Source organism: Ruegeria sp. CK2, assembly GCF_056536585.1.
On the sequence record NZ_JBQFPW010000009.1, the window covers coordinates 54,390 to 80,814 of the forward strand.

General features: G+C 57.1%; 24 protein-coding genes. 12 read left to right on the forward strand and 12 right to left on the reverse strand.

Annotation, left to right across the window (positions count from 1 at the left end; genetic code table 11):
• Positions 1–6: 6 nt before the first annotated feature.
• Positions 7–621 carry an SOS response-associated peptidase gene (locus ACR0BU_RS14490; RefSeq protein ID WP_480736380.1) on the reverse strand — a complete coding sequence of 205 codons (615 nt, stop codon included), beginning with the start codon at positions 619–621 and terminating at the stop codon, positions 7–9.
• 3 nt (positions 622–624) lie between these two features.
• Positions 625–1,251: an arylesterase gene (locus ACR0BU_RS14495; protein ID WP_480736668.1), complete on the reverse strand. Its 627-nt coding sequence runs from the start codon at positions 1,249–1,251 to the stop codon at positions 625–627.
• A 65-nt stretch (positions 1,252–1,316) separates the two neighbouring features.
• Between ACR0BU_RS14495 and ACR0BU_RS14500 the strand changes: the two genes are divergently transcribed.
• Positions 1,317–2,012 (forward strand): ABC transporter ATP-binding protein, encoded by a 696-nt coding sequence (locus ACR0BU_RS14500; protein ID WP_298935248.1) that lies wholly within the window; start codon positions 1,317–1,319, stop codon positions 2,010–2,012.
• Positions 2,009–4,537 carry an ABC transporter permease gene (locus tag ACR0BU_RS14505; RefSeq protein ID WP_480736382.1) on the forward strand — a complete coding sequence of 843 codons (2,529 nt, stop codon included), beginning with the start codon at positions 2,009–2,011 and terminating at the stop codon, positions 4,535–4,537. The genes ACR0BU_RS14500 and ACR0BU_RS14505 overlap by 4 nt, the downstream gene beginning before the upstream one ends.
• Before the next feature lie 2 nt (positions 4,538–4,539).
• Here the strand turns inward: ACR0BU_RS14505 and ACR0BU_RS14510 are convergent, their stop codons facing one another.
• Entirely contained in the window at positions 4,540–4,986 is a 447-nt protein-coding gene (locus ACR0BU_RS14510; RefSeq protein WP_298935250.1) for an RrF2 family transcriptional regulator, read from the reverse strand.
• Between the two features lie 93 nt (positions 4,987–5,079).
• Between ACR0BU_RS14510 and ACR0BU_RS14515 the strand changes: the two genes are divergently transcribed.
• Positions 5,080–5,649 (forward strand): gamma-glutamylcyclotransferase family protein, encoded by a 570-nt coding sequence (locus tag ACR0BU_RS14515; protein ID WP_480736384.1) that lies wholly within the window; start codon positions 5,080–5,082, stop codon positions 5,647–5,649.
• A 61-nt stretch (positions 5,650–5,710) separates the two neighbouring features.
• Here the strand turns inward: ACR0BU_RS14515 and gltX are convergent, their stop codons facing one another.
• Both gltX and ACR0BU_RS14525 read right to left on the reverse strand, forming a co-directional pair.
• Positions 5,711–7,036, reverse strand: a complete 1,326-nt coding sequence (gene gltX, locus ACR0BU_RS14520) for a glutamate--tRNA ligase (protein ID WP_480736386.1) — start codon at positions 7,034–7,036, stop codon at positions 5,711–5,713.
• A 60-nt stretch (positions 7,037–7,096) separates the two neighbouring features.
• Positions 7,097–7,507 carry a DUF1801 domain-containing protein gene (locus ACR0BU_RS14525; protein ID WP_480736387.1) on the reverse strand — a complete coding sequence of 137 codons (411 nt, stop codon included), beginning with the start codon at positions 7,505–7,507 and terminating at the stop codon, positions 7,097–7,099.
• A 141-nt stretch (positions 7,508–7,648) separates the two neighbouring features.
• Here ACR0BU_RS14525 and ACR0BU_RS14530 point away from each other — a divergent pair, with 141 nt between their 5' ends.
• The gene (locus ACR0BU_RS14530; RefSeq protein WP_480736389.1) at positions 7,649–8,581 is read left to right on the forward strand and encodes an MBL fold metallo-hydrolase; all 933 of its coding nucleotides are present in this window, start codon (positions 7,649–7,651) and stop codon (positions 8,579–8,581) included.
• 195 nt (positions 8,582–8,776) lie between these two features.
• Here ACR0BU_RS14530 and ACR0BU_RS14535 read toward each other — a convergent pair whose 3' ends face one another.
• Together ACR0BU_RS14535 and ACR0BU_RS14540 are read right to left on the reverse strand one after the other, a co-directional pair.
• Positions 8,777–9,001 carry a hypothetical protein gene (locus tag ACR0BU_RS14535; RefSeq protein ID WP_480755750.1) on the reverse strand — a complete coding sequence of 75 codons (225 nt, stop codon included), beginning with the start codon at positions 8,999–9,001 and terminating at the stop codon, positions 8,777–8,779.
• A 323-nt stretch (positions 9,002–9,324) separates the two neighbouring features.
• Positions 9,325–10,983 (reverse strand): NAD+ synthase, encoded by a 1,659-nt coding sequence (locus ACR0BU_RS14540; protein ID WP_480736392.1) that lies wholly within the window; start codon positions 10,981–10,983, stop codon positions 9,325–9,327.
• 155 nt (positions 10,984–11,138) lie between these two features.
• Between ACR0BU_RS14540 and ACR0BU_RS14545 the strand changes: the two genes are divergently transcribed.
• On the forward strand, positions 11,139–12,617 hold the full coding sequence (locus ACR0BU_RS14545) for an MORN repeat-containing protein (protein WP_299080847.1): 1,479 nt from the start codon (positions 11,139–11,141) through the stop codon (positions 12,615–12,617).
• A 4-nt stretch (positions 12,618–12,621) separates the two neighbouring features.
• Here the strand turns inward: ACR0BU_RS14545 and ACR0BU_RS14550 are convergent, their stop codons facing one another.
• On the reverse strand, positions 12,622–13,287 hold the full coding sequence (locus ACR0BU_RS14550) for an SDR family NAD(P)-dependent oxidoreductase (RefSeq protein WP_480736394.1): 666 nt from the start codon (positions 13,285–13,287) through the stop codon (positions 12,622–12,624).
• Between the two features lie 287 nt (positions 13,288–13,574).
• On the opposite strand from ACR0BU_RS14550, the gene ACR0BU_RS14555 reads away from it, so the two are divergent.
• Positions 13,575–15,143: a 2-isopropylmalate synthase gene (locus ACR0BU_RS14555; protein WP_299888706.1), complete on the forward strand. Its 1,569-nt coding sequence runs from the start codon at positions 13,575–13,577 to the stop codon at positions 15,141–15,143.
• Positions 15,144–15,311: 168 nt separating this feature from the next.
• Here the strand turns inward: ACR0BU_RS14555 and ACR0BU_RS14560 are convergent, their stop codons facing one another.
• Positions 15,312–16,097 (reverse strand): 23S rRNA (adenine(2030)-N(6))-methyltransferase RlmJ, encoded by a 786-nt coding sequence (locus ACR0BU_RS14560; RefSeq protein ID WP_480736395.1) that lies wholly within the window; start codon positions 16,095–16,097, stop codon positions 15,312–15,314.
• A gap of 157 nt (positions 16,098–16,254) precedes the next feature.
• Here ACR0BU_RS14560 and ACR0BU_RS14565 point away from each other — a divergent pair, with 157 nt between their 5' ends.
• The 6 genes from ACR0BU_RS14565 to ACR0BU_RS14590 all read left to right on the forward strand — a co-directional run bounded on the left by ACR0BU_RS14565 (position 16,255) and on the right by ACR0BU_RS14590 (position 22,824).
• Positions 16,255–17,301 (forward strand): rod shape-determining protein, encoded by a 1,047-nt coding sequence (locus ACR0BU_RS14565; protein ID WP_005978801.1) that lies wholly within the window; start codon positions 16,255–16,257, stop codon positions 17,299–17,301.
• A 61-nt stretch (positions 17,302–17,362) separates the two neighbouring features.
• The gene (mreC, locus tag ACR0BU_RS14570; RefSeq protein WP_299080836.1) at positions 17,363–18,265 is read left to right on the forward strand and encodes a rod shape-determining protein MreC; all 903 of its coding nucleotides are present in this window, start codon (positions 17,363–17,365) and stop codon (positions 18,263–18,265) included.
• Positions 18,258–18,794, forward strand: a complete 537-nt coding sequence (locus ACR0BU_RS14575) for a rod shape-determining protein MreD (protein ID WP_480736397.1) — start codon at positions 18,258–18,260, stop codon at positions 18,792–18,794. The genes mreC and ACR0BU_RS14575 overlap by 8 nt, the downstream gene beginning before the upstream one ends.
• A complete protein-coding gene (gene mrdA / locus ACR0BU_RS14580) occupies positions 18,791–20,740 on the forward strand; it encodes a penicillin-binding protein 2 (RefSeq protein ID WP_298935264.1) in 1,950 nt (649 codons plus the stop codon). Before ACR0BU_RS14575 ends, mrdA begins: the two co-directional genes overlap by 4 nt.
• A complete protein-coding gene (gene rodA, locus ACR0BU_RS14585; RefSeq protein WP_298935265.1) occupies positions 20,737–21,876 on the forward strand; it encodes a rod shape-determining protein RodA in 1,140 nt (379 codons plus the stop codon). Before mrdA ends, rodA begins: the two co-directional genes overlap by 4 nt.
• A gap of 15 nt (positions 21,877–21,891) precedes the next feature.
• Positions 21,892–22,824, forward strand: a complete 933-nt coding sequence (locus ACR0BU_RS14590; protein WP_480736400.1) for a 2-hydroxyacid dehydrogenase — start codon at positions 21,892–21,894, stop codon at positions 22,822–22,824.
• Between the two features lie 13 nt (positions 22,825–22,837).
• Here the strand turns inward: ACR0BU_RS14590 and ACR0BU_RS14595 are convergent, their stop codons facing one another.
• From ACR0BU_RS14595 to dut, 3 genes are all read right to left on the reverse strand, one after another.
• On the reverse strand, positions 22,838–24,853 hold the full coding sequence (locus tag ACR0BU_RS14595; RefSeq protein ID WP_480736402.1) for a M3 family metallopeptidase: 2,016 nt from the start codon (positions 24,851–24,853) through the stop codon (positions 22,838–22,840).
• Positions 24,854–24,915: 62 nt separating this feature from the next.
• Positions 24,916–25,965 (reverse strand): HesA/MoeB/ThiF family protein, encoded by a 1,050-nt coding sequence (locus ACR0BU_RS14600; RefSeq protein WP_298935269.1) that lies wholly within the window; start codon positions 25,963–25,965, stop codon positions 24,916–24,918.
• On the reverse strand, positions 25,965–26,420 hold the full coding sequence (dut, locus tag ACR0BU_RS14605) for a dUTP diphosphatase (protein ID WP_298935270.1): 456 nt from the start codon (positions 26,418–26,420) through the stop codon (positions 25,965–25,967). Before dut ends, ACR0BU_RS14600 begins: the two co-directional genes overlap by 1 nt.
• Between the last annotated feature and the right edge of the window lie 5 nt (positions 26,421–26,425).

The window sequence follows — 26,425 nt, forward strand, 5'->3', positions numbered from 1 at the left end:
GCATCGTCAGGGTGCGGTCCAATCCACATCTGTTGCCTGCTCGATGTGCAGCAATCCATTTGGCCAGGGTTGCGCCAATTCCTTAGCTTGCTCTTCGGGCGCGGAAAGCCATAGCTGCACCCCTGCCAAATCCAGTAACACGCCCATTCGGTGGTGGATCGGCTCTAAATCGGCATTTGGTTCGCATGTCACAGCCGCGAATTGGTCAACATGCAGGCCACCGGGCGCCTGCCACCGATCAGTGATCGCGGCAAAAAACAACGGTGCCCCATCCTTTGAAGCAATGCGCCACGCCGTTTTTAGGCGCTTTTCTCCGGTCCACTCATACCAGCCATCCACCGGGACAACTGCCCGACCGACCCCTTCGAACGCGGCTTTGTCAAATACAGTTTCTGACCGCGCGTTGATGATGGTTTCCATGACTGGTCGTCCGCGAGCGTTGACACGCCCCACCGGGATCATGCCCCACCGCATGGACACCAACCCGCGGGTGGTCAGCACAACCATTTCCTGCCCCGGCTGAATGTTATTACGGGCTGACTGGCCCGGGGCTGTATTCGAAACACCCAGAACCGTCGCGATCTCGGTCATTGGCCGTATCAGAAAAAACCGCCCGGGCATTGCTCACTCCTGTTTGGCAACCTCGTTGGCAAGATCCAATACGAAGGGCCCAAGCGTTTCGACAATCCGAGAGACCCCTTTGGCATTGGGGTGAATGCCGTCCGCCTGCATGAACTGACCAACCGCGCTCGGATCTCCGTCCGCGGCCAAGCCGTCAAAAAAGCTGTTCGCGTATTGGGTTTGATATGCCTGCGCCAACTCCGGATACATGGCATCAAAACTTTGCTTATACTCGGCACCGTAGTTTCCTGGCGCCTGCATCCCAACCAGCAAAACTCCAACATCCTCAGCCTGCGCCACCTTCAAAATGGTTTCGAGATTGCCTCGTGACACCTCTGGGTCGATGCCCCGCAACAGATCATTGCCACCCAGCGCGACGATCATCCCGTCCACATCGGGTGTCAGTGTCCATTCAACACGCGACGCGCCCCCCGCCGTCGTGTCGCCCGATACGCCAGCGTTGATCACACGGACCTCTGCGCCCTGCTCTTGCAGCCAACGTTCGAGTTGAGGGACAAATCCATCCTCCTCAATCAGCCCATAGCCTTGCGTCAGGGAATCTCCTAAAGCGGCGATCACAACAGGCTCGGCTGTGGCCATAAAACCGCAGCACATAAACAGCCCGGACATCAAAGCCTTGCGCAATTCTATAACTGCTCCATATCCCAAATAATTGCTCCCCTTTGGAAAGACCCATGGCAACATCAGTTCTTGAACTCCAAAATGCCGCATTGTCGCTGGAAGGCAATGCCGGTCGCGTGAATATTCTGCATGACGTTAGCTTGTCTGTTGTACAGGGCGAAACACTTGGATTGGTCGGACCGTCTGGTTCCGGCAAATCCTCGTTGCTGATGCTGATGGGCGGATTAGAACAAGCCACCGGCGGCAGCGTGATTGCTTTGGGTCAAGATCTGACTGGCATGGACGAAGATACATTGGCCCGGTTTCGGCGCGACTCCATGGGTGTGGTGTTCCAAAACTTCCACCTGATCCCTACCATGACGGCACTGGAAAATGTGGCTACCCCGCTGGAACTGGCGGGCCACAGCGATGCATTCGCCCGCGCCGAGGCCGAGTTGGAAGCCGTAGGACTGTCGCATCGGCGCGATCACTACCCCGCCCAACTTTCGGGTGGCGAGCAGCAGCGCGTTGCATTGGCGCGGGCATCCGCCCCGCGTCCACAAATCCTTTTGGCCGATGAACCCACTGGAAACCTTGACGAAACAAATGGTGCTGCCATCGTCGATCTCCTGTTCGGGCTGCGCGACAAACATGGGGCCACCTTGGTGCTGGTTACACATAGCCATACGCTGGCCGAAAGATGTGACCGCGTTGTTCGATTGAGAGACGGCAGAGTCGAAGAGAAGGCCAAGCAAGAGGCAGCGGAATGAGCATGCGGCTGGCCGGGCGACTAGCCCGACGCGAGCTACGAGGCGGCCTGCGTGGTTTTCGCATCTTTCTGGCCTGTCTGGCCCTCGGTGTTGCTGCGATTGCGGCCGTCGGTTCGGTTCGACACGCAATTCAGGCGGGTCTGACGCAAGAAGGGGCGGCACTGCTCGGCGGCGATGCCCAGCTGGAATTCACCTACCGTTTTGCCAACGACGAAGAACGCGCCTGGATGGACCAGTCTGCACAAGAGGTTTCCGAGGTTGTCGATTTCCGTTCCATGGCGGTCGCACCACGCGATGCAGGACCTGAGCGAGCGCTGACACAGGTAAAATCCGTAGATGATGCCTATCCTTTGCTGGGATCTGTGTTGTTAAAACCTGACATCCCGTTGGTAACAGCATTGGATGGCTCCGCTGAGCTACCGGGCGCAGTCATGGATCCGGCACTGATAGATCGCCTCGGCCTTTCGGTCGGGGACCTTTTCGCGTTGGGCACGCAGGATTTTGTGCTCATGGCTTCGTTAGAGACGGAACCGGACGGTGCAGCAGATGGCTTTGGATTGGGTCCAAGAACACTGGTGCGCACTGAAGACCTACGTACCTCGGGCCTGCTAGAGCCCGGCACTTTGTTTTCGACAAAATACCGACTGGATCTGCCGTCTGATATCGCCTTGGCGGATCTCTCAATTGAAGCTGACCAGATATTTGACGGCACTGGTATGCGATGGACCGATGCGCGCAACGGTGCGCCGGGCATTTCCGAATTCGTCGCGCGGCTCAGTTCGTTTCTGGTGTTGGTCGGACTGTCGGGGCTGGCCGTTGGCGGCATCGGCGTTTCTGCAGCTGTCCGGGCCTATCTGTCCCAGAAGACCGAAACAATCGCCACTTTGCGCACATTGGGGGCCGACCGGGCAACTATTTTCCAAACCTACATGATCCAGATCGGTTTGTTGTCTGGGATCGGCATCGCGATTGGTGTGTCTCTGGGCGGGTTGGCACCCTTGTTGATGGCGCCTGTTATCGAAAGCCGCCTGCCCATTCCCGCCGTCTTTTCACTTTATCCGCAACCCCTGGCCGAAGCTGCCTTGTATGGGTTCTTAACGGCGTTTTTGTTCACACTCTGGCCCCTCGCGCGCACCGAAGAAGTGCGGGCCGCCACGCTGTTTCGCGATGCTTTGACATCCGCCAACCGTCTTCCGCGGGCCATCTACGTGCTGGCAACTGCGCTGGGTCTCGCCCTGCTGATCGCCTCCGCGTCCTGGTTCAGCGGGTCCACATGGCTCACACTTTGGACCAGCGGCGGTCTGGTAGGCGCTCTGCTGTTACTGTCTCTGTCCGCGTTCGCGATCCGCTGGATAGCGCGCACCGGGGCGCCCTTGGCGCGTGGTCGGCCGGCCCTTCGCTGGGCGTTATCCGCGATTTCCGACCCGCGAGAAGGCGCAGGTTCCGTTGTTCTGTCGTTGGGTCTCGGCCTATCAGTTCTCGCAGCGGTGGGGCAAATCGATGGCACCTTACGCAATGCCATTTCGGGAAACCTCCCGGATGTCGCGCCCTCGTATTTCTTCGTCGACATCCAAAAGGATCAAATGCCAGGATTTAACGAGCGCCTTGAAAACGACCCGGATGTTAGCCGTATCGAAAGTGCGCCAATGCTGCGCGGCATCCTTTCACAGATCAACGGACGCCCTGCACGAGAAGTGGCCGGAGATCACTGGGTGGTAGAGGGCGATCGTGGTCTCACCTATTCCAATCAACCACCCGAGAACGCACGGATCACCGCCGGCGAATGGTGGTCCGAAGACTATTCCGGCACGCCGCAAGTCAGCTTTGCCGCTGAAGAAGGCGAAGAAATGGGATTGAAGCTTGGGGACAAACTGACAATCAACATTCTGGGGCGCGATATCATAGCCGAACTGACCTCGTTCCGCGAGGTTGATTTTTCGACCGCAGGTATGGGGTTCATTATGTCGACGAACCCGTCCGCACTGGCAGGCGCACCCCACAGCTTCATTGCGACAGTGTATGCCGAGGAACAGGCTGAAGCCGCAATATTGCGAGACCTGGCAGACCAATATCCCAACATCACGGCCATTCGGGTCAGGGATGCAATTGATCGCGTGTCCGGTCTGTTGGCCGGGCTGGCCGCTGCGACCTCGTACGGAGCTGGTGTTTCATTGCTTACAGGTTTCCTGGTTCTGATCGGAGCCGCAGCAGCAGGGGAGCCCGCGCGAAGATATGAAGCCGCTGTTCTGAAAACGCTTGGTGCTGACCGGCCCAGGATTCTGTTTAGCTTTGCCCTGCGCGCCATCCTCCTAGGGGCAGCGGCCGGCTGCGTCGCCTTACTCACTGGCATCCTAGGTGGCTGGGCCGTTGCCACTTACATTTTCGACACAAGTTTCTCGATCATTTGGTCATCGGCTTTGGGCATCGTGTTCGCGGGGATTATCGTCACTCTGGGTGCAGGTCTTGCGTTTGCGCTGCGTCCCCTGTCCGTGCGGCCCGCTCGCATCCTACGTGCCAGCGATTGATGTCAGCGTCCGCAAGCAACTGGCTGCAGAATTCTCAGCAAGGGGTCATTGTTACACACCAACGCGTCCAACGTGATATCATCTAACGAAGCATAAAACACCTCAGCAGCATCCTGCAGCGCCACGCGCAGACGACACGCGTCAGTCAATGGGCAGGTGTTGTCCGCATCGGCAAAGCACTCGACAATCGGCAAAGATCCTTCGACGTCCCGAAAAACCGCACCGATACGGATCTCGTCCGCTGGGCGCGCCAGTGACATTCCGCCTTTGCGACCGCGTTGCGTGCTCAGATAGTCCAATTGGCTCAATTGATTGATCACCTGTGCCAGATGATTTTCCGAGATGTTGCACGCTTCGGCAATCTCGGCTTTCGTCACCAGCCGGTCCAGATGCGCTGCACAATACATCAGCAGACGTACAGCTATATTCGTCCGTTTGGTAATCCGCATATTGGCCTCCCTACATTCTTGATGCAGCAACATTGCATGTTCGGTAAAAAAGCGGTTTGACATACATCAATCTTCTGAAAGGACGCCACCCAAATGGCTGACCCCTATTTCTTTGGCTACGGCAGCCTCGTGAACCTGGCCACGCATGATTTTCCGGATCCCCGGCCTGCAACACTGAAGGGTTGGCGGCGTGTATGGCGCCATACTGACCTGCGTCCAGTGGCTTTCCTGACCGCGATCCCAGATGCGGCTTCCGAGATCGATGGCATGATTGCCCATGTCCCGGGCGATGACTGGGCGGCTTTGGATGAACGCGAATGGGCCTATGACCGTGTTCCGGCAACGCAGTCCATATCGCACCCGCTGACACGCGATGTTGACATCGCTGTCTACGCGGTACCAAGAGATCGTGAAAACGATGCACCAAACCATCATCCGCTGTTGCTGAGCTATATTGACGTCGTCGTACAAGGATATCTGCGCGCTTTTGGTTCGGACGGCGCTGACCGGTTCTTTGCCACGACGGACGGATGGGAAGCCCCGGTCTTGAACGACCGTGCCGAGCCACGCTACCCGCGCCATCAACAGCTGAAACGCGTCGAAACCGATTTTGTAGACAGCCGACTACAGCGCGTTTCCGCAAAGATAGTGCAACCCGCATAAACTAAAAAAGACCGGGCTTTGCAGCCCGGCTTAATGTTCAATTCTACGGTTTAATCTAAGCTTACCCGCGCGCCCGGATCACCTGCAGCAACGGTAATAAAGTCGCCATCTCTGGGCCTCGTTCCATGCCGGTCAACGCTTTGCGTAACGGCATGAACAAGCTCTTGCCTTTGCGCCCAGTCGCTTCTTTCACCGCTTGGGTCCAAACAGCCCAGGTGTCACCATCGAAAGGCCCTTCGGGCAAAAGCGCTATGGCTTCGGCGATAAAGTCTCTGTCCTCATCGGCGATCATAGGTTCTGCACCGTCCCGGCATAACTCCCACCAGCCCTTGAGGTCGCTCAGAGTGGTGATGTTCTCGCGTGCCATTGCCCAAAACGGCTCAGCCAGATCTGCAGGAACACCAGCGCCGGCAACGGCGTCCTTAACGTCGGATAACGGTAGCGACTGCAGGTGCTTTGCGGTCAGCGGGAAAAGGTCTTGAACGTCGAATTTGGTTGGTGCCGATCCAAATCGTGCGACGTCGAACCCGTCGATCAATTCAGCCATATCGGACCGCAGCTCGACTGGATCGGACGAGCCCAGACGCGCCATCAGAGTCAACAAAGCCATCGGCTGCACACCCCGTTCGCGCAGGTCACGCAAAGCCAGCGTGCCTAGCCGTTTCGACAACGCCTCACCCTGCGGACCGGTCAGCAGCGAGTGGTGGGCAAAGCGCGGGCATTGTCCGCCAAGTGCCTTGATGATCTGAATCTGTGTCGCCGTGTTGGTCACATGGTCCGAGCCGCGCACCACATCCGTCACGCCCATTTCGGTATCATCCACCACCGAAGCAATCGTATAGAGAACCTGACCGTCCCCGCGGATCAGAACCGGATCGGACACCGACGCGGCATCGATCGAGATGTCGCCCAGAATGCCGTCATTCCATTCGATCCGTTCGTGATCCAGTTTGAAGCGCCACACGCCATTGCCACGCTCGGCCCGCAGCGACTCTTTTTCGGCGTCCGACAGGTTCAGAGCGGCGCGATCGTAAACCGGCGGCTTACCCATGTTCAGCTGCTTCTTGCGCTTCAGGTCCAGTTCGGTGGGCGTCTCAAACGCCTCGTAGAAGCGACCCATCTTGCGCAGCTTGTCAGCGGCTTCTGCATAACGGTCCAGACGTTCCGACTGACGCTCGACCCGATCCCAGTGCAAGCCCAACCATTCCATGTCCTGCTTGATGGCATCGACATATTCTTCTTTCGACCGCTCTGGATCGGTGTCGTCGATGCGCAGGATGAATGTACCACCTGCCTTTCTGGCGATCAGGTAATTCATCAGGGCGGTGCGCAGGTTGCCCACATGGATGTAACCGGTGGGTGACGGGGCAAAACGGGTGGTGGTCATGGGAGTCTCCTGTTGGCGCGGCTCTTGTCACATGGACATGGTTTTGTCCAGCCGAAGCCGTCAGGTCGGCTCAACCGACCACTTCTGCGCCAAATCCTCCAACCCGGCCCGGATCAGCTCGGACAGGACGTCAAGATCGATATCTGCCAGCTTGTTTACATACATGCATGACTTGCCGTGTTTGTGCTTTCCCAACCTCGACAGAATATGATTGAAGTCGGCATAGCCCGGCATGATATAGATGGAATGCGCAGCCTTGCGCGGAGAGAACCCAGTGGCGAGATGCACCCCCTCGCGCCCGGATTTATATCTATAGTGATATCGGCCATACCCAACGATTGACGGGCCCCACAAGACCGGCTCAAACCCGGTCGTTTTGCGGAACAGCGCATCCAGTACTTGCGCATCCTCGGCTTTGGCTTGTGGTTGAACGGCCGACAGAAAGCTGTCGACGCTTTGATCCGTTGGCATTGTCTTGTTCGGAGATTGTACCATGAACAAAATTTAACACGTAATGTTCATCCAGACAGCCCATCTAATGCGGGTATAATGTGGTCAGGGTCTTACGCTGACCTAATTCTTTCCATGGTGCTCAGACAGGGAGAAGTAGAAATGACTATAAATTTGACACGCCGAGCGGCGTTGGGAGCCGCAGCAGCCTTACCATTCGCATCCGCAGCGGCACCTGTTTTCGCCGCAGGATCCGACAGCAAAGCAAACTCAACAATCGCAAAGTCCTTCCAAATGGGCGATTTCACCGTCACAACACTTTTGGATGGTAGCCTCCCACGCGACGGCGCTCAGGAGATTTTCGGTGGTGGCGCGTCGGACGAAGACTTTGCCAAAGTGTCAGCGGACAATTTCATCTCGCCTGACGTGGCTCAGTTCTTCTTTACACCGACACTGGTCAACACCGGCGCCGAGATGGTTTTGTTCGACACCGGACTTGGACAGGGTGGCATACAAGCTGCGCTGGCGGATGCAGGTGTCACCCCGGATCAGATCGACATTGTGGTCCTGACCCATATGCATCCCGACCATATCGGCGGCATGACCACTGATGACGCGCCGACCTTCCCAAACGCCCGTTACATCACCGCAGCATCCGAATATGATTTCTGGGCCGCTCAGGAGGCAGGCAACCGTGTAGGCGATCTGGTTGCAGCAAAGGTGACTCCGCTGGCTGAAAAGATGACGTTCATCGAAGATGGCGGCGATGTGGTTTCTGGTGTCACCGCAATGGCCGCGTTTGGACACACACCAGGTCACATGGTGTATCATCTGGAAAGCAACGGTCAGCGCCTTATCCTGATCGCAGATTTGGCCAACCACTACGTCTGGTCTTTTGCCCATCCGGAGTGGGAGGTCCGTTTTGATATGGACAAAGCGGCAGCCACAGAGTCACGGCGCAGTGTTCTGGGCCTGCTCGCAGCCGACAAGGTGCCCATGATCGGCTATCACATGCCATTCCCAGCTGCTGGTTATGTAGAAAGCCGCGGCGACGGGTTCCGCTTCGTGCCCGTCAGTTATCAGATGATGGGCTAGTGCCCGCTGAAACGCCAGGCCAGAACCGGTTCTAAAGTCGTGATCGGTCGGATTTCAGTCAAATGAATCCCTGCGCAAATAAGCGCAGGGACATTTCTTCTCGGCCAAACGACCAGAGCCCAACAGTGTTTATAGTGATTTGACCTCTTTGATCGCCGCAATACGGCGACTGGTACCAGTCTCAGTCAGCGCTTTTTACGCAGCGCCAGACAGCTCAGCCCATTTCTGACGTAGCGTCCCAGACAACCCGGTTGCCTTCTCGGCGTCGTGCGCCGCTACATCTTCCTGCGGTATGAGAGAGGGAAATTCCGGACGAACCAACGCTTCAGACTTCTCTTCTTCGGACATTTGAGCGCCAATAAGATCAGCGATGTCCGCGTCCAGCTTGTCCTCATCCAGCTCTTGGGCCGGAGATTCCATCGTCCGCCATCTCAAAGGCGAGTGAAGAGACTGATCATATTCCTCGTGCATTTTACCACCAAACCATTAACTCAGACAACCAACACCGGATGCGTCACACTCGAACAAAAACCGTTTGTCAGAACCCTGAGAACTCAACAGGAATGCGTCGCATCCGCCCCACATTGGGCAAATTTCAAGCACAAATGTGGCAGAAACATGTCGGCAAAACAAGCCTTACGAGTCCTCGGACCCTGTTTATCGGCATAATTTCAGGCACTTGCCGATACAGTTGGATGATTGATCGGTGAACTGTCTTCAAATTCGAAACAAACAAAAGTGCCTCAATTGCGATCACGCCAGCGATTCACGATCGGATAGCGTCGGTCCAACCAAAACGCGCGACTGGTCAGTCGCGTGCCGGGCGCTGACTGAAACCGCTTGTACTCACTGATATAGATCAGATGTTCGACGCGACGGGCATCGGTTTTGTCAAAACCTGCGGCAACGCAATCGGCGACCGAACCATCCTGATCAACAAGAATTTCCAGAATTCCATCAAGAACCGGATAGTCCGGCAGGCTGTCGCTGTCTTTTTGGTCTTCACGCAGCTCCGCACTTGGCGGCTTGTCGATAACCGACGGACGAATGACCTCACCCTCGGGTCCCCTCATCCAGTTACGGTGATGGCCGTTGCGCCAGCGGCAGGTTTCGAACACACGGGTCTTGTACAGGTCCTTGATCGGATTGTAGCCACCATTCATATCGCCATAGATAGTGGCATACCCAACCGCAACCTCGGATTTATTCCCGGTGGTCAGCAACATTTCGCCAAACTTGTTCGAGATCGCCATCAACATCAAACCGCGCAAGCGCGACTGGATGTTTTCCTCGGTAATATCTGCGTCATGGCCGGCAAACAAAGGCGCCAAAGTTTCGGTCACAGCTGCGCGACTGTTCGAGATCGGCACAAAGTCATACTGCACGCCCAGCGCCTTGGCGACGACCTCGGCATCGTCCAGCGACGCCTGGCTTGTGTACTCGGATGGCAACATCACACAGCGAACGTTTTCAGCCCCGATAGCATCCACTGCAATTGCAGCGACCAAGGCGGAATCGACACCACCCGAAAGGCCAAGCAATGCCTTTTTGAACCCGGTCTTACCCATGTAGTCCCGTAGCGACTGCACCATCGCGCGGTAGTCTTGCTCCAACGCGTCCGGTTGCGGCACAATATCGGACGGCACGATCCGCCAGCCCTCTTCACTGCGTTCAAGATCTACTTCTGTTATGGCTTCGTCAAAGACCGGCATCCGGAAGGCAAGCGCACCACCCGGGTTTATCCCAAATGTCGCCCCATCAAAGACCTGATCGTCCTGCCCACCCACCATATTCAGGTAGATTACCGGCAATCCGGTCTCGACCACACGCGCAACCATATGATTTAGCCGCACATCATACTTGTCCCGAAAATAGGGTGATCCGTTGGGGATCAACAGGAACTCGGCCCCGGTCTCTTCCAAGGTTTCTGCTACATCTGGGTGCCAGCCATCTTCGCAGATTGGGCTGCCAATTCGGGAATTCCCCACAGAATATGGCCCACCAAGTGGACCGGCATCATAGAGCCGCACCTCGTCGAACACAGTTTCATTCGGCAGATGATGCTTCAACACCTTGCTGGCAACCCGCCCGCCCTTGAGGATCAGATAGGCATTGTACAGGCTGTCATCTTCAACCCACGGCCCACCAATCGCCATCGTTGGCCCATCGGCACAGCGCTTGGCCAACGCTTCGATCGCGTCCATCGCCGCCCGGTGAAACACCGGCTTCATAACCAGATCCTGGGTGTTGTACCCGGTGATGAACATCTCGGGCAGCGCGACAAGATCGGCACCCGCCGCGCGCGCCTGTTCCCATGCCAAGAATGCCTTGGCCGCGTTGCCCTCGATATCCCCTACAACAGGGTTGAGCTGCGCTAGAGTGATGCGGAAACGGTCAGCCATCCTGCCCTCTTGTCCTCGTCAGTCCTATTGCCATTTAGCAGATCGCACCGCGAGTGAAAGGCCAATGCGGCAAAAGCCGTTGCTCTGCCCTCGGCGGTACCCTAGTTTTGCGCAAAAGGAAGCACACAGTGATGACTGGGCAGGCAGGAACAAAAATGAAACTGATCCGCAACTCGATTGCCGCTGGGATTTTGACTTTGGCGGCGACCACTGCTTTCGCGCAAGACGGGACAGTCATCGTTAAGGATGACGAGGTCGGCGGCGTCTATGAAGGTACATTCCAGAATGGCCTGCGCCACGGAACCGGAACCTATCGCCTGCCCAGCGGATTTGAATACACGGGCCAGTGGGTCGAGGGCGAAATTCAGGGGCAAGGTGTCACGCGCTATCCGGATGGCTCGGTCTACGAAGGGACGTTCGCTAAAGGACAGCCCGAAGGGCAAGGCAAGATCATCTATGCCGATGGCAGCACTTATGACGGCGAATGGGCCAACGGTGCCATCAATGGCTCTGGCGTTGCCCAATATGCGAACGGGATGCGGTATGAAGGCGGCTTTCAAAATGCGCGCCATCATGGCCAGGGGGTGCTGACCAGTTCCGATGGTCACGCCTATGACGGCGATTGGGTGGACGGTATCAAACAAGGCAAGGGCAAGATCACGTACCCCGAAGGCGGCGTTTACGAAGGCGAGGTCGCGGCAGGGCAACGTGTCGGTCAGGGTACGCTGACGATGCCTGATGGCATGGCGTACACCGGCGCCTGGCAGCAGGACAGGATCAACGGCACCGGACGCCTGACCCAGCCAAATGGTGACGTATACGAAGGCGAATTGGTCAACGGCCGGAGGCAAGGCAAAGGCAAGACAACCTATTCCGACGGGGATGTGTATGAAGGCGATTTCGAAGACGACCTGCGCCACGGCAAAGGAACCTTCACCGGAACGGACGGCTTCATCTACACTGGTGACTGGAACCAGGGCCAGATCGAAGGCCTGGGAGAGGTCAGCTATCCTGACGGGTCTGTCTATGTCGGTGATTTCAGGGCAGATCTGGCCGAAGGAAACGGTCGTATAACCTATCCCGATGGATCAACCTATGACGGCGACTGGATCGCCGGGGTTATTGAAGGCCAAGGCACAGCGACCTATTCCAATGGTGTGATCTACAAAGGCCAGTTCAAAAACGCCCAAAGCCACGGCAAGGGAATTATGACCCGAGCGAATGGGTCGACCTATGACGGGGATTGGATCGAAGGCACGCGTCAGGGCAAAGGTAAGGCGACCTATTCTGACGGCACAGTCTATACCGGGGACTTCTTGAACGGTCAGAGACACGGTCAGGGCGAAATTGCTACTCCTGACGGTTTTAGATATACCGGCGACTGGTCCGAAGGTAAAATAACCGGTGCCGGAACAGCCACCTATTCGAACGGCGACGTGTACGAAGGCAACTTTGTTGACAACAAGCGACAGGGCAGCGGAACGATGCGTTACGCCAATGGGCAAGAAGAAACCGGCGTTTGGGAAAACGGGGTCCTCCCGACCCAATCTTCAGCAGAACCCAACACCCCTGCAACCGAGCCGGAAGCTGCGTCAGAAGACGATCGTGACGCGGCAACCCCTTCTGACGGTTAGATCATCACCAGGGAATGCGTTTCCCGGCCCAATCGAAGAAGCCGCCAGTATCCGCAGGCGTCAGTGTGTCGATCACGCCCAAAAGGTTCCGCGCAGCGTCTTCCGCTTCGACCGCCGGATGTCGTCCAAGATATTTCTGCGTAAAGACCGTTTTCACAGTCCCGGGATGCAACGCCACACAGATAGCGTGCTGATGCGTCCGCACTAGCTCGATAGCAGCCGTGTGGACGATTTGATTCACGGCAGCCTTAGCTGCACGATAGCTGACCCATCCCCCGATTTGATTGTCGCCAATCGATCCGACCCGGGCTGAAAGCACCGCAAGCACCGAGCGCTCATCGCGTGGCAGCAAACGCTGCGCCCGGCTGAGTACCAAGGCAGGCCCAACTGCGTTCAGTGCGAATTGGTCCATCATTGCCTGCGCCGAAACCGCCCGCATGGATTTCTCAGGCACAGCGCCGTTGATCTCCAGCGCTCCCGACGCAACCAGGACCAAATCGAAAGGTCCTGTCAGCTGATCCAACATCTTCACCGCCGTGTCTGGATCTGTCAGGTCAAACCCGTCGCAAGACCGCGACAAGCGGGTCACCGCAGTGCCTTGCGCCTCAAGCTGGTGACAAATGGCCGTGCCAATGCCGCCGGACGCGCCGATGATAAGTGCAGATTTCATACCAGCCCAACTAGCAGTCAACACCGGCCAATCAATGCCATTGCAAAAGAAAGCACTTCCAAAGTGTTCAGTTGTAATTTGGTTCTTTTCATTCTCGGCGGGCTCTGTATACATTCTGCCCCATGATCAACCGCGCAGATATCCCTTTTGCCGACGCCGCGTTTTGCGGTGCCGACCTGCGTGGCCTACTGATCCTAATCCGCCTCTGAGCGTGCCATCCGGCGCGCCCGCTCAGAGGAGGACGCCCGCGCGCCATAGGCATTAGGACAGAATAGAAAGTGACCCCCATGACAAACGTGACCGACCAAGACCGCGTCTTGATCTTTGACACCACTTTGCGCGACGGCGAGCAAAGCCCGGGCGCAACGATGACCCATGACGAAAAGCTTGAGATTGCCGAGCTGCTGGATGAAATGGGCGTCGACATTATCGAAGCTGGGTTTCCCATCGCCTCCGAAGGTGACTTCAAGGCCGTTTCAGAGATTGCCGAACGGTCGAAGAACAGCCGCATCTGCGGCCTTGCCCGCGCCAACTTCGCCGATATCGAACGTTGCTGGGACGCGGTAAAACACGCCGAGAAGAACCGTATTCATACGTTCATCGGAACCTCTCCGCTGCACCGCGCCATTCCGAATCTGACACAGGACGAAATGGCCCAAAAGATCCACGATACGGTCAGCCACGCCCGCAACCTGTGCGAAAACGTGCAGTGGTCGCCAATGGACGCGACACGAACCGAGTGGGATTACCTGTGCCGAGTCATCGAGATCGCGATCAAAGCAGGTGCCACAACGATCAATATTCCTGACACAGTGGGCTATACAGCCCCGATGGAGTCGGCCGATTTGATCAAGCGCCTGATCGAAACGGTTCCTGGCGCTGATGAGGTTGTGTTTGCCACTCATTGCCACAATGACCTTGGCATGGCGACTGCCAACTCGCTGGCAGCAGTGGCCGGTGGCGCGCGCCAGATCGAATGCACGATCAACGGTCTGGGCGAACGTGCCGGCAACACTGCGTTGGAAGAGGTGGTAATGGCACTGCGCACCCGCAACGACATCATGCCATGGAACACCGGCATCGATACCACCAAGATCATGCACATCTCGCGCCGGGTGGCGACCGTGTCGGGCTTCAACGTGCAGTTCAACAAAGCGATCGTGGGCAAGAACGCCTTTGCCCATGAAAGCGGCATTCATCAGGACGGGATGCTTAAGAACCGTGAGAATTTTGAGATCATGCGCCCTGAAGATATCGGCCTGTCAGGCACATCTCTGCCTTTGGGCAAGCACTCGGGTCGGGCCGCATTACGCGACAAGCTGAATACGCTGGGCTTTGATCTTGGGGATAACCAGCTCAAGGATATCTTTGTCCGGTTTAAGGATCTGGCCGACCGCAAGAAAGAAGTGTTCGACGACGATCTGATCGCGTTGATGACCCTTGACGAGGCTGATGACTACCTTCAGCTGGTGTCGATGAAAGTCACTTGTGGCACCGGTGGACAGGCTGAATCCACCGTCGAGTTAGAGATGGTCGGCAAGGATGTCATCGCGACCGAGCATGGCGACGGCCCGGTGGATGCGACCTTCAAAGCAATTCAGGCAATCTATCCGAACGAGGCTCATCTGCAGCTCTATCAAGTGCATGCGGTGACCGAAGGAACGGATGCGCAGGCGACTGTTTCGGTGCGTTTGGAAGAAGATGGCATGATCGCCACCGGCCAATCTGCTGACACGGATACCGTTGTGGCCTCGGCCAAAGCGTATATACATGCGTTGAACCGCCTCATCATGCGGCGTGAGAAGTCGGGCCCAGGCACTGACGCGCGCGAAATCAGCTACAAAGACCTGACCTGACAAAACGGCGGGCAACGCTCCCGCACCCGCAGCAATTCGGCTGCGCCGAACCGCTTATCGGCTTTAGGCCCGGCACCGTGCAATAGCGCGGTGCCGGGCCCAACTCGGTTAACGGCATGTGTGATGCGGGCGATCGAGGCGGGAGGTCCTTGGAAACCCGCGTTTGGTTCAGAGGTTCTCAAACAGTCGTGACAAACGGGTCGCTTCTTCGTCCAACCCGAACGGAGCATTGACCACAAACATCCCGGACCCGATCATACTGTGCCCCTGCCGCGCTGCTGAGAACATTACTTCGTGCTGCAAAATTCTGGGCAAGTGCATTTTTTCCAGTTCAGCACTCATTTGCAAATGCCGGTTGTCGGTCAAAATCGGATACCACAGAGCAATTACGCCAACATTCCATTTACGGTGAAGCTTATTGATGATGCCTGGCAATCGGGCGTATTCCGACTTCATCTCATAGCTGGGGTCAATTAAAACCATCCCTCGACGGGGTGTAGGTGGCAGCAGAGACTGCGCCAGCTCATACCCGTCTTGTTTGTAAACCTTCGCATTTCCTGATGTCAGAACCCGCGCCAAGGCCGCGTGCTCCTGCGGATGCAACTCTGCAACGTGCAAACTGTCTTGCGGCCTAAGCAGATTGGCCGCGATCACAGGAGAGCCTGGATAATAGGCCTCGCCAAATCGGGCCTGAATGGCAGAGATGGCGCGGGCAAGCGGATGGTTTGCTTCGAACCAGTCTTCGCGCTGAACCCTTTCGATACCCGCCGCAGCCTCGCCGGTCTTCAGCGCCTCGTCAGAATCCAGACGATACAGGCCGCGCCCGGCATGTGTTTCAACATAGCTCAGCGGTTTGTCTTTTTGTGTCAGGTAGGACAGTGCCCATGCCAGTAATGTGTGCTTTTGGACATCGGCCAGATTTCCTGCGTGGTAAATGTGTTGATATGAGAGCATGTTGCCTTCTAAAGTCCCTACCAATGAGGCGAAAAGGTGCTGATTACCGCAGAATCAGCCCTTTTACCGGGCGAGTTGGCACCCTATAAGTCATCCGTCCCGGAACCGTCGAGTCGCGGGCAGTAGAAAACATCTGACAGACAGGATCAGGGGAAACATGGGGATCTTTGACAATCTGGGCGGCCTGTTCACAGCGGACATGGCAATCGACCTCGGCACGGCCAACACTCTGGTATATGTCAAAGGGCGCGGTGTGATCCTTTCTGAACCTTCTGTAGTTGCATATCATGTCAAGGATGGTGTGAAGAAAGTTCTGGCCGTAGGCGAAGACGCCAAGTTGATGCTGGGCCGCACACCTGGCTCGATCGAGGCCATCCGCCCGATGCGTGAAGGGGTCATTGCCGACTTTGACACCGCCGAGGAAATGATCAAGCACTTCATCCGCAAAGTGCACAAGCGGTCTACATTCTCGAAACCCAAGATCATTGTTTGCGTCCCCCATGGCGCAACGCCTGTTGAAAAACGCGCGATCCGTCAGTCGGTTCTGTCCGCTGGTGCCCGCCGCGCGGGATTGATCGCTGAGCCTATCGCTGCTGCGATTGGCGCCGGTATGCCCATCACCGATCCGACCGGGAACATGGTCGTCGATATCGGTGGCGGTACTACCGAAGTTGCGGTCTTGTCGCTGGGCGATATCGTGTACGCCCGCTCGGTTCGCGTTGGGGGCGACCGGATGGACGAGGCCATCATTTCGTATCTGCGTCGCCAACAGAACCTGCTGGTCGGTGAATCCACCGCAGAACGGATCAAAACCACCATCGGAACCGCCCGCATGCCCGACGATGGGCGCGGTCAGTCCATGCACATTCGTGGCCGTGACTTATTGAACGGCGTGCCGAAGGAAATCGAGATCAGCCAGGCTCAGGTCGCAGAAGCGCTATCCGAACCCGTCCAGCAGATTTGCGAAGCCGTGATGACCGCCTTGGAGACTACGCCGCCCGATCTGGCCGCAGACATCGTGGACCGTGGCGTCATGCTAACAGGCGGCGGTGCCTTGCTGGGCGATTTGGATCTGGCTCTGCGCGAGCAGACCGGTCTGGCGGTTTCGATTGCCGATGAAAGCCTGAATTGTGTGGCTTTGGGCACCGGTAAGGCACTAGAATACGAAAAACAACTGCGCCACGCGATTGACTACGAAAGCTAAGGCGCGCACCCTCTGAGACGAGGGTAGAATATCGGGCGCGAGCAACACGGGAAGGAGTCCTGTGGCAAAAGACCGATCACAGCGCGATGACTACACGACCCCCTTGCGCCGCTTGTTCCTGGGGATCGTTGTGCTGTGCCTGCTGGGAATCTTTGTCGTTTGGCGTATCGATAGTCCGCGTGTCGAACGCTTCCGTGCGCAAGTGGTGGATACCGTTGTCCCTTCGATGGAATGGGCAATGGTGCCGGTCACGGCCACCGTCAATCTGGTACGCGATTTCCAAAGCTATCAGCGTTTAAGCGAGCAGAACCAGGAATTGCGCAGCGAGCTGCGCCTGATGCGCGCATGGAAAGAGGCCGCGCTGCAGTTGGAGCAAGAGAATGCCAGACTGCTGGATCTGAACAACGTGCGCCTGGATCCGCGCCTGACCTATATCACCGGTGTTGTGATGGCAGACAGCGGGTCGCCCTTCCGGCAATCTGTAGTGCTCAATGTAGGTGAGCGGGACGGGATCGTAGATGGATGGGCCACGATGGACGGCATCGGGCTGGTAGGTCGCATTTCAGGAGTCGGTTCGGATACCTCTCGGGTCATTTTAGTGACGGATGCGTCCAGCGCCATTCCCGCCACTATTCAACCTTCGGGACAAACGGCACTGATAGCAGGGGACAACACGCCTGCTCCGGCCGTTGAGTTTCTGGAGAACCGCGAACTTGTCCGCCCCGGCGACCGTGTGATCACGTCGGGCGATGGCGGTGTTTTTCCGGCAGGTTTGCTAATTGGTCAGATTTCTGTCGACCCCGGCGGACGGTTGCGCGTGCGCCTTTCGGCTGATTTTGAACGGTTAGAGTTTTTACGCGTGCTACGATACAATGCGGCGCCGTTAATCCGTGACCCCGGGGGCATAGTCGGGCCGGAACGCCCCGAAGCAGCCCTCGCCCCAGAGGAGGCAGGCGATGGATAAAGCCGTCTCACATCTTTGGAGCATGCGCGCACTTTACGTACTACTTGCGGTTTTCGTCCTGTTTTTGCACCTACTACCTCTAGATACGCAGCCGGATCGTTGGCCGTTCCCCGATATTCTGATTGCGATCACCTTTGCCTGGGTAGTGCGGCGCCCCGATTATGTTCCGACCCTTCTGGTAGCGGCAGTCATGCTTTTGGCGGATTTGTTGTTACAGCGCCCACCAGGTTTATTGGCCGCGCTGGTTGTGCTTGGCCTGTCTTATATGCGTTCAGCAGCACCCGGTATGCGGGACGCGGGCTTCGTCGGGGAATGGATATCGGTTGGTGTGGTAATCACTGCGGTATTCCTTGCGAACCGGATTACTCTGTCTCTCTTCTCGGTTGAACAATCTGCTGTGGGACCTGTCGCCATCCAATTGGTGCTTACGGTTATTGCATACCCAGCGATTGTATTACTCAGCCAAAGCATGTTTGGTGTGCGGCGCGTTTCCGCGGCCGATGCCAGTACGGTAGGATCCCGGGCATGAAGAACCGTCAAACCAAACCCAAGGGCCTCGCCCACAAGCGTCTGCCGCGTCGCGCGCTGATATTGGGCGGGTTGCAAGCTGCTTTCATTGGTGGGCTGGCCGCGCGCATGCGGTTCATGCAGGTGGATCAGGCCGACCAGTATCGTCTTCTGGCAGAAGAAAACCGTATCAACATTCGTCTGATCCCTCCAACGCGCGGACGGATTTATGACCGGAACGGGCAGGTCATAGGTCAAAACACGCCATCCTATCGCATCGTTATCGTGCGCGAAGATGCCGGCGACTTGGATAAAGTGATTGCAAAACTATCTGAGCTGATACCTTTGAATGACGATGAGATCGACCGTGCGCGGACAGAGATGCGCCGATCAGCCCCCTTCCTGCCGGTCACTCTGGCTGATCAGGTGACCTGGGAAGATATCTCAAAGGTCGCCGTCAATACACCAGCCTTGCCGGGTGTCACACCCGAGGTCGGCCTGACGCGACAATACCCCAGTTACGAAGATTTCGCCCACATCGTAGGGTATGTCGGCCCAGTCAGCGATTATGATCTGAGCCAGATCAACGACCCCGAGCCGGTGCTTCATATTCCCCGTTTCCAAATTGGCAAGGTCGGACTGGAAGCCAAACAGGAAACCGCATTGCGTGGTAAAGCCGGTGCAAAACGGGTGGAGGTAAACGCCACAGGCCGCGTGATGCGCGAACTGGACCGACAAGAAGGTCAACCGGGTGCTGACCTCCAATTGTCGATTGATGCCGACCTTCAGGAATACGCACAGGCCAGGCTGGCTGGCGAAAGCGCAGCGGCTGTTGTTCTGGATTGCGAAACAGGTGATATCCGGGCCATCAGTTCGGCCCCCAGTTTTGATCCGAACCTTTTTGTTCGGGGGATCTCGGTCGCAGATTATCAGACGCTGACGCAAGACAAGTACCGCCCGCTGGCCAACAAAACCGTGCAGGGCACCTACCCGCCAGGATCGACCTTCAAGATGGTCACCGCGTTGGCCGCACTTGAGGCAGGTGTGGTTGGTCCCAGCAACACGGTCTATTGCCCCGGTTATCTGAAAGTTGGTAGTCGAAGGTTCCACTGTTGGAAACGCGGTGGACACGGAACAGTCGATCTGGAGCTTTCGCTAAAACGCAGTTGCGATGTCTACTACTATGACGTTGCTCTGCGCGTTGGGATCGACAAGATATCCGAAATGGCACGCAAGCTTGGTCTGGGTGTGAAACACGACATCCCCATGTCCGCAGTCGCAGCGGGCTTAGCCCCAAATCAGGAATGGAAACGGCGGGTACACGGTGAAGATTGGCTGGTCGGCGACACCGCAAATGCCTCAATCGGTCAGGGGTTCATGCTGGCTTCACCGTTGCAACTGGCGGTCATGACGGCTCGCATCGCAACCGGACGGGCAGTATCGCCCCGTTTGGTGCGTTCGGTCGATGGGATTGAACAACCATCCGGCGCGGGTGAGCCACTGGAAATCAACCGGTTCAACCTCGATCAGGTGCGCAAGGCCATGTTCTCGGTTTCTAATAGCCGCCGGGGCACGGCCTATCGCAGCCGCATCATCGCCGATGAATTCCGAATGGCGGGCAAAACCGGCACCAGCCAGGTGCGCAACATCACGAAAGCCGAACGCGCCGCAGGCGTGATCCGTAACGAAGATTTGCCATGGGAACGTCGCGACCACGCACTGTTCGTCAGTTTCGCGCCCTATGACAACCCTAAATACGCAGTTGCTGTGGTTGTTGAACATGGCGGCGGTGGCTCCAAAGCGGCCGCCCCTGTTGCGCGGGATATCATGTTGCAGGCGCTCTACGAAGGAACACCTCCGCTCGAAGCCTATCCAGCAGGTGACCGAGAACGCATCAAGGAGCAACAAAAACGGTTGGAGGGTGATCGTCGCCCCAAAGCGCGACCTGACGACAAGGACCGCGCATGAGCTATCTTGAATATGCGGTCAAGTCCACACCATCCGGGTTTCGCAAATTCCTGTACATGAACTGGCCGCTGACGCTGCTATTGATCAGTGCGGCCTGCGCCGGGTTCCTGATGCTGTATTCAGTAGCTGGCGGATCATGGTTGCCATGGGCCGAACCGCAAATGGAACGGTTTGGTCTTGGACTGGCGGTGATGTTCATCATCGCATTGGTACCGATCTGGTTCTGGCGGAACATGTCTGTGTTGGCCTATCTCGGCGCGATCGCGTTGCTGGTTTTTGTCGAGCTGTTCGGAACCGTCGGAATGGGCGCTCAGCGCTGGATTGACCTTGGATTCATGCGCCTACAACCGTCCGAGGTGATGAAAATCACGCTGGTCATGCTGCTGGCGGCCTATTACGACTGGCTGCCGTCTTACAAAACATCGCGACCGCTGTGGGTCATCATTCCAGTTATCCTCATCCTGGTCCCAACCTTCATGGTTTTGCGTCAACCAGACCTTGGCACTTCGATCCTGTTGTTGGCCGCAGGCGGAGGACTGATGTTCCTGGCCGGCGTCCATTGGGCCTATTTCGCCGCTGTCATTGCCGCCGTCGTCGGCTTGATTGCAACCGTGTTCAACAGTCGGGGCACCGAATGGCAATTGCTCAAAGACTACCAGTTTCGGCGCATCGACACGTTTCTGGACCCGTCCACAGATCCATTGGGCGCGGGCTATCACATTACGCAATCTAAAATCGCTTTGGGATCAGGTGGCTGGAACGGGCGTGGGTTCATGCAAGGCACGCAATCGCGCCTCAACTTCTTGCCCGAAAAGCACACCGACTTCATCTTCACAACGCTAGCCGAAGAGTTTGGATTTGTCGGCGGGATTACTCTATTGGTGCTCTACACGCTGATCCTGGTTTTCTGTCTGGTGACGGCCTTGTCGACCCGGGACCGGTTCTCGTCTCTGGTGACATTGGGCATTTCGCTAAATTTCTTCCTGTTCTTCGCCGTCAACATGTCGATGGTTATGGGGCTAGCCCCGGTCGTCGGCGTCCCATTGCCCATGGTCAGCTATGGCGGGTCGGCGATGCTGGTTCTGATGGCGGCCTTCGGCATTGTGCAAAGCGCCCATATTCACCGCCCTCGTTGATCTGAAAGGCCCTCAATGCCCGTGAACGTTCTGTTTTCCGCGCGCCCAGCCCTTTGGCCCGTGTACGAACCGCTGTTGACCAAAGGTCTGAATGATGCCGAACTGGACTTTGAACTATCGACCGAGTTTGAGCCGGATCAGGTGGATTATGTTGTCTATGCCCCGAACGGCGGTCTACAGGATTTCACGCCGCTGACGCGCCTCAAGGCGGTACTCAGCCTTTGGGCGGGAGTCGAGGCCATTGCTGGTAATGAAACGCTGACCGTTCCTTTGGCGCGCATGGTGGATCACGGGTTGACCCAGGGCATGACCGAGTGGGTGGTTGGCCATGTTCTACGCTACCACCTTGGGATGGACAGTCACATCACCGTTCAGGATGGTACCTGGACCCCGGACGCGCCACCTTTGGCCACCGAGCGCTGCGTTTGCGTGCTGGGTTTGGGTGCATTGGGCCAGGCTGCCGTCCAATCCCTGTCCGCCTTGAACTTTCAGGTCATCGGGTGGAGCCGAACCTCCAAGAACATTCCCGGCGTGACATGCCTGCATGGAGCAGACGGGCTGAAATCCGCACTGTCTCAAGCCGAAATTGTCGTGCTTTTGCTGCCTGACACACCAGCGACGGAAAACACGATGAATGCTGAAACCTTGGCTTTACTTCCCGAGGGCGCACAGATCATCAACCCGGGGCGCGGCCCACTCATCGATGATGACGCCCTGCTCATGGCTTTGAACTCGGGTCAGATTGGCCATGTGACGCTGGATGTGTTCCGGGTAGAACCGTTACCGCCCGAGCACCCGTATTGGGCACATCCCAACGTGACCGTCACGCCGCATATCGCGTCGGAAACGCGTCCTTTCACCGCCGCACAGGTGATTTGCGAGAACATTCGCAAGGGTGAATCAGGCGAGCCGTTTCTGCATCTGGTGGACCGCCAGTTGGGATACTAACGGCCTGGTTTGCTTACGCCGCGATCAGCCCGCGCCCTTTGAGCAGTGCCTCTACGCCGGGCAACCGGCCACGGAATGCGAGATACAAGTCTTCTGCCTCACGCGATCCGCCCGTCGAGAGAATGTTCTCCTCAAGCGCCTTGGCACGTTCCGGATCAAAGGCGCCTCCGGCCTCTTCAAACGCCGCGAAAGCATCCGCATCCATAACTTCGGACCACATATAGCTATAGTACGCTGAACTATAGCCATCACCTGCAAAGACATGGGCGAAATGCGGCGTCGCATGGCGCATACCGATCGCCTGCGGCATCCCGATTTCAGCAAGAACCTCAGTTTGCTTCGCCATTGGGTCCGCTGGCGCGTCGCCCTCGTGAAACGCCAGATCAACCAAGGCCGAAGCAACGTATTCCACAGTCTGGAATCCTTGATCGAAATTCGCGGCTTTCAGAACCTTATCCAGCATCTCTTGCGGCATCGGCTCGCCGGTTTCCGCATGGGTTGCGAATTCGGCCAGAACTTCAGGCACTTCAAGCCAGTGCTCGTAAAGCTGGCTGGGCAGTTCAACAAAATCGCGCGCAACACTTGTGCCCGAGATGCTTTCATAGGTCACGTTGGACAACATCTGGTGTAAGGCGTGGCCGAATTCGTGAAACAGCGTGCGCGCATCATCATAAGACAGCAGCGCAGGGTCGCCCTTGGCGAAGTTGCAGACGTTGATGACGACGGGGGCCTGTTCCTTTGGAAACTTCGCTTGTGCCCGCATCGCACTGCACCAAGCACCAGACCGCTTTGAGCCACGCGCAAAGTAATCCCCAATGAACACCGCAACATGACGCCCGTTCCGCGTCACCTCCCACGCGCGACAATCCGAGTGGTAGAGTGGCACATCCAGCGGTGCGAACTCCAAACCAAACAAGCGGTTAGCGCAGGCAAACGAGGCCTCGATCATCCGATCGAGTTGCAGGTAGGGTTTCAAAACCGCTTCATCCAAATCGTGCTCTGCCTTCCGGCGTTTCTCTGCATAGTATCGCCAGTCCCATGCTTCGAGCGGGCCATTGATGCCATCATCCTGCATCATCTGCGTCAAAAGGGCTGCATCCGCATCTGCACGGGACTTGGCAGGCCCCCACACCTGCATCAACAGATCATGGACCCGATCAGGCGAGCGGGCCATTTCAGTTTCAAGCTTGTATTCGGCAAAACTCTCGTACCCCAACAGCTTCGCCCGTTCCTGACGCAATGCCAGGATTTCCGCAGCAATGGCGCGGTTGTCTGTCTCTCCACCATTTGCACCGCGCGCAGCCCAGGCGCGATAGGCCTTTTCCCGCAGGTCACGACGTGGTGAAAATTGCAGGAAAGGCACAATCAACGACCGAGAAAGCGTAACGATTGCCCCGTCCGCCCCTTTTTCCTGACCCGCAGACCGTGCCGCGTCGGTGACGAAATCCGGTAAGCCCTGCAGATCATCTTCGGACAAATCCATGTACCAATCACGCTCATCCGCCAACAGGTTTTGCGTGAAGGACGTACCCAGCGACGCAAGGCGCGACTTGATATCCTGCATCCTGGCATCGTCATCGCCTTGCAATGCGGCACCCGCGCGGACAAATCCCCGGTGGGTCAACATCAGGACACGGGCCTGCTCATCGCTCAACTCTAATTCATCCCGCTGGTCCCACAAATCCGCAACCCGCTGAAACAGCGCTTTGTTCGAAGAAATGCCTGAAAAATGCGCCGACAGTTTCGGTGAAAACGCGCGCTGCAATTCTTCGCGCTTCGCGTTGCTGTCTGCACCGGCGATGGTGAAAAAGACCGACAGAACCTTGTCCAATTGCTCGCCGGCGGCCTCAAGCGCTTCGACGGTATTGGCGAAGGTGGGCGGCTGCGGGTTCTCAGCAATCGTATCGATCTGCGCGTTATGCGCCTGCATCGCCTGATCCAGTGCAGGGGCGAAATCATCATCCGAAATGTCGGCAAATGGGGCAATTTCGAAGGGCGTGGTCCAGTCGGACAGGATCGGGTTCGTCATTCGGATCTCCTTTGACCCTATAGCTATGCAGGCTTGATCCGATGATCCAGTGTGATCCGCAGTTATTCCGCCCCGGTGCCACAAATTGGGCAATCGGCGCGGCGCGACAACGTAATCTTTCGGCTTTCACCGTATAGCGCATCATAAATAAGCATCTCACCCCGCAAGGCCATACCTGCGCCCGTGATCACCTTGATCGCCTCAACCGCCATCATCGACCCCACCACACCGGGCAGCGGTCCAATCACGCCCGCCTCGGCGCAGGAGGGTGCTAGACCTTCGGCGGGGGCTTCTGGAAAGATGCACTGATAACAAGGGGCACCGTTAGCCGGATCAAAGACACTCAGTTGCCCTTCCCATTGCGACAACGCCCCTGAGATCAGCGGCTTTCTCGCTGCCACCGCAGTTCTGTTCGCCAGATAGCGCGTTTCGAAATTGTCGGTGCCGTCGAGGATCAGATCAAAGTCAGCAAATAGATCCGCCGCGATCTCTTCGCCAAGACGACGATGATACGGCAAGACCACGACATTTGGGTTTTGTGCTTCCATCGCCTGCTGCGCGGAAAACACCTTGGGCATTCCGATATTGCCATCGCGATGGATCACCTGCCGCTGCAGATTGGCATTTTCGACCACGTCATCATCAATCACCCCAATCGTACCGACACCACCGGCAGCAAGGTACTGAAGCGCCGGTGCCCCCAGCCCGCCCGCGCCGATCACAAGCACTCGCGCTTTTTTGAGTCTTTTCTGACCCGGCCCGCCCAATTCGCGAAGCACGATGTGACGGGCATAGCGGTTCAATTCGGTTTCGGTAAAGCGGTCAGACGGTGGGTCTGGTTTCTGGGTCGAAGTCTGATCGGCACGCTTCCGCAGCGCCTTCAATCCACGACTGTACAACACAACCAAAACTACAAACCCTGCCAATATCAGCCACAAGGCGGCAGACCCACCTGTTGCTTCACGCAAGGGATGCCCGTCCGGCAGGATCAACTGGGCCAAAATGACCCCGCCCAACAGAACGGCAACCGACAACGTGCGAGCAGCGCGAGACACACCAGCGATATACCCGATGCCCCACAATCCGGCGGCAAGGATCAGAACCAGAAGCATCAGCCGCGACCGGTGGAGCCGAAACCACCTGCTCCGCGCTCGGTCTCACCCAAGGTGTCAGCCAACTCGAACGCCGCCTGCACGACCGGGGCCACCACAAGCTGAGCGATGCGTTCGCCATGGGTCACTTCAAATCGCTCCTCGCCCGCATTCATCAGTATAACCCCCAATGGCCCGCGATAATCGCTGTCGATGGTGCCCGGAGTATTCGGCAGTGTGATGCCATGTTTCAGCGCCAGGCCCGAGCGTGGCCGGATCTGAACTTCGTACCCCAAGGGGATCTCGATCCGCAGACCGGTGGGCACCAAAGCGCGCTGACCAGGTTCCAACACAATCGGTGTTTCATTTGGCAAGTTGGCACGCACATCTGCACCCGCCGCCCCGGGCGTTTCATACGCCGGCAAAGTCACCCTTGCGTCAGCGCCCTCTTCGCGGATCACACGAATTGCGACCATATCTC

Excerpts from the sequence above, each read along its gene's own strand:
- ACR0BU_RS14490 (WP_480736380.1), bottom strand. The coding sequence starts at position 621 with ATGCCCGGGCGGTTTTTTCTGATACGGCCAATGACCGAGATCGCGACG.
- ACR0BU_RS14495 (WP_480736668.1), bottom strand. The coding sequence starts at position 1,251 with ATGTCCGGGCTGTTTATGTGCTGCGGTTTTATGGCCACAGCCGAGCCT.
- ACR0BU_RS14500 (WP_298935248.1), top strand. The coding sequence starts at position 1,317 with ATGGCAACATCAGTTCTTGAACTCCAAAATGCCGCATTGTCGCTGGAA.
- ACR0BU_RS14505 (WP_480736382.1), top strand. The coding sequence starts at position 2,009 with ATGAGCATGCGGCTGGCCGGGCGACTAGCCCGACGCGAGCTACGAGGC.
- ACR0BU_RS14510 (WP_298935250.1), bottom strand. The coding sequence starts at position 4,986 with ATGCGGATTACCAAACGGACGAATATAGCTGTACGTCTGCTGATGTAT.
- ACR0BU_RS14515 (WP_480736384.1), top strand. The coding sequence starts at position 5,080 with ATGGCTGACCCCTATTTCTTTGGCTACGGCAGCCTCGTGAACCTGGCC.
- gltX (WP_480736386.1), bottom strand. The coding sequence starts at position 7,036 with ATGACCACCACCCGTTTTGCCCCGTCACCCACCGGTTACATCCATGTG.
- ACR0BU_RS14525 (WP_480736387.1), bottom strand. The coding sequence starts at position 7,507 with ATGCCAACGGATCAAAGCGTCGACAGCTTTCTGTCGGCCGTTCAACCA.
- ACR0BU_RS14530 (WP_480736389.1), top strand. The coding sequence starts at position 7,649 with ATGACTATAAATTTGACACGCCGAGCGGCGTTGGGAGCCGCAGCAGCC.
- ACR0BU_RS14535 (WP_480755750.1), bottom strand. The coding sequence starts at position 9,001 with ATGGAATCTCCGGCCCAAGAGCTGGATGAGGACAAGCTGGACGCGGAC.
- ACR0BU_RS14540 (WP_480736392.1), bottom strand. The coding sequence starts at position 10,983 with ATGGCTGACCGTTTCCGCATCACTCTAGCGCAGCTCAACCCTGTTGTA.
- ACR0BU_RS14545 (WP_299080847.1), top strand. The coding sequence starts at position 11,139 with ATGAAACTGATCCGCAACTCGATTGCCGCTGGGATTTTGACTTTGGCG.
- ACR0BU_RS14550 (WP_480736394.1), bottom strand. The coding sequence starts at position 13,287 with ATGAAATCTGCACTTATCATCGGCGCGTCCGGCGGCATTGGCACGGCC.
- ACR0BU_RS14555 (WP_299888706.1), top strand. The coding sequence starts at position 13,575 with ATGACAAACGTGACCGACCAAGACCGCGTCTTGATCTTTGACACCACT.
- ACR0BU_RS14560 (WP_480736395.1), bottom strand. The coding sequence starts at position 16,097 with ATGCTCTCATATCAACACATTTACCACGCAGGAAATCTGGCCGATGTC.
- ACR0BU_RS14565 (WP_005978801.1), top strand. The coding sequence starts at position 16,255 with ATGGGGATCTTTGACAATCTGGGCGGCCTGTTCACAGCGGACATGGCA.
- ACR0BU_RS14575 (WP_480736397.1), top strand. The coding sequence starts at position 18,258 with ATGGATAAAGCCGTCTCACATCTTTGGAGCATGCGCGCACTTTACGTA.
- mrdA (WP_298935264.1), top strand. The coding sequence starts at position 18,791 with ATGAAGAACCGTCAAACCAAACCCAAGGGCCTCGCCCACAAGCGTCTG.
- rodA (WP_298935265.1), top strand. The coding sequence starts at position 20,737 with ATGAGCTATCTTGAATATGCGGTCAAGTCCACACCATCCGGGTTTCGC.
- ACR0BU_RS14590 (WP_480736400.1), top strand. The coding sequence starts at position 21,892 with ATGCCCGTGAACGTTCTGTTTTCCGCGCGCCCAGCCCTTTGGCCCGTG.
- ACR0BU_RS14595 (WP_480736402.1), bottom strand. The coding sequence starts at position 24,853 with ATGACGAACCCGATCCTGTCCGACTGGACCACGCCCTTCGAAATTGCC.
- ACR0BU_RS14600 (WP_298935269.1), bottom strand. The coding sequence starts at position 25,965 with ATGCTTCTGGTTCTGATCCTTGCCGCCGGATTGTGGGGCATCGGGTAT.
- dut (WP_298935270.1), bottom strand. The coding sequence starts at position 26,420 with ATGGTCGCAATTCGTGTGATCCGCGAAGAGGGCGCTGACGCAAGGGTG.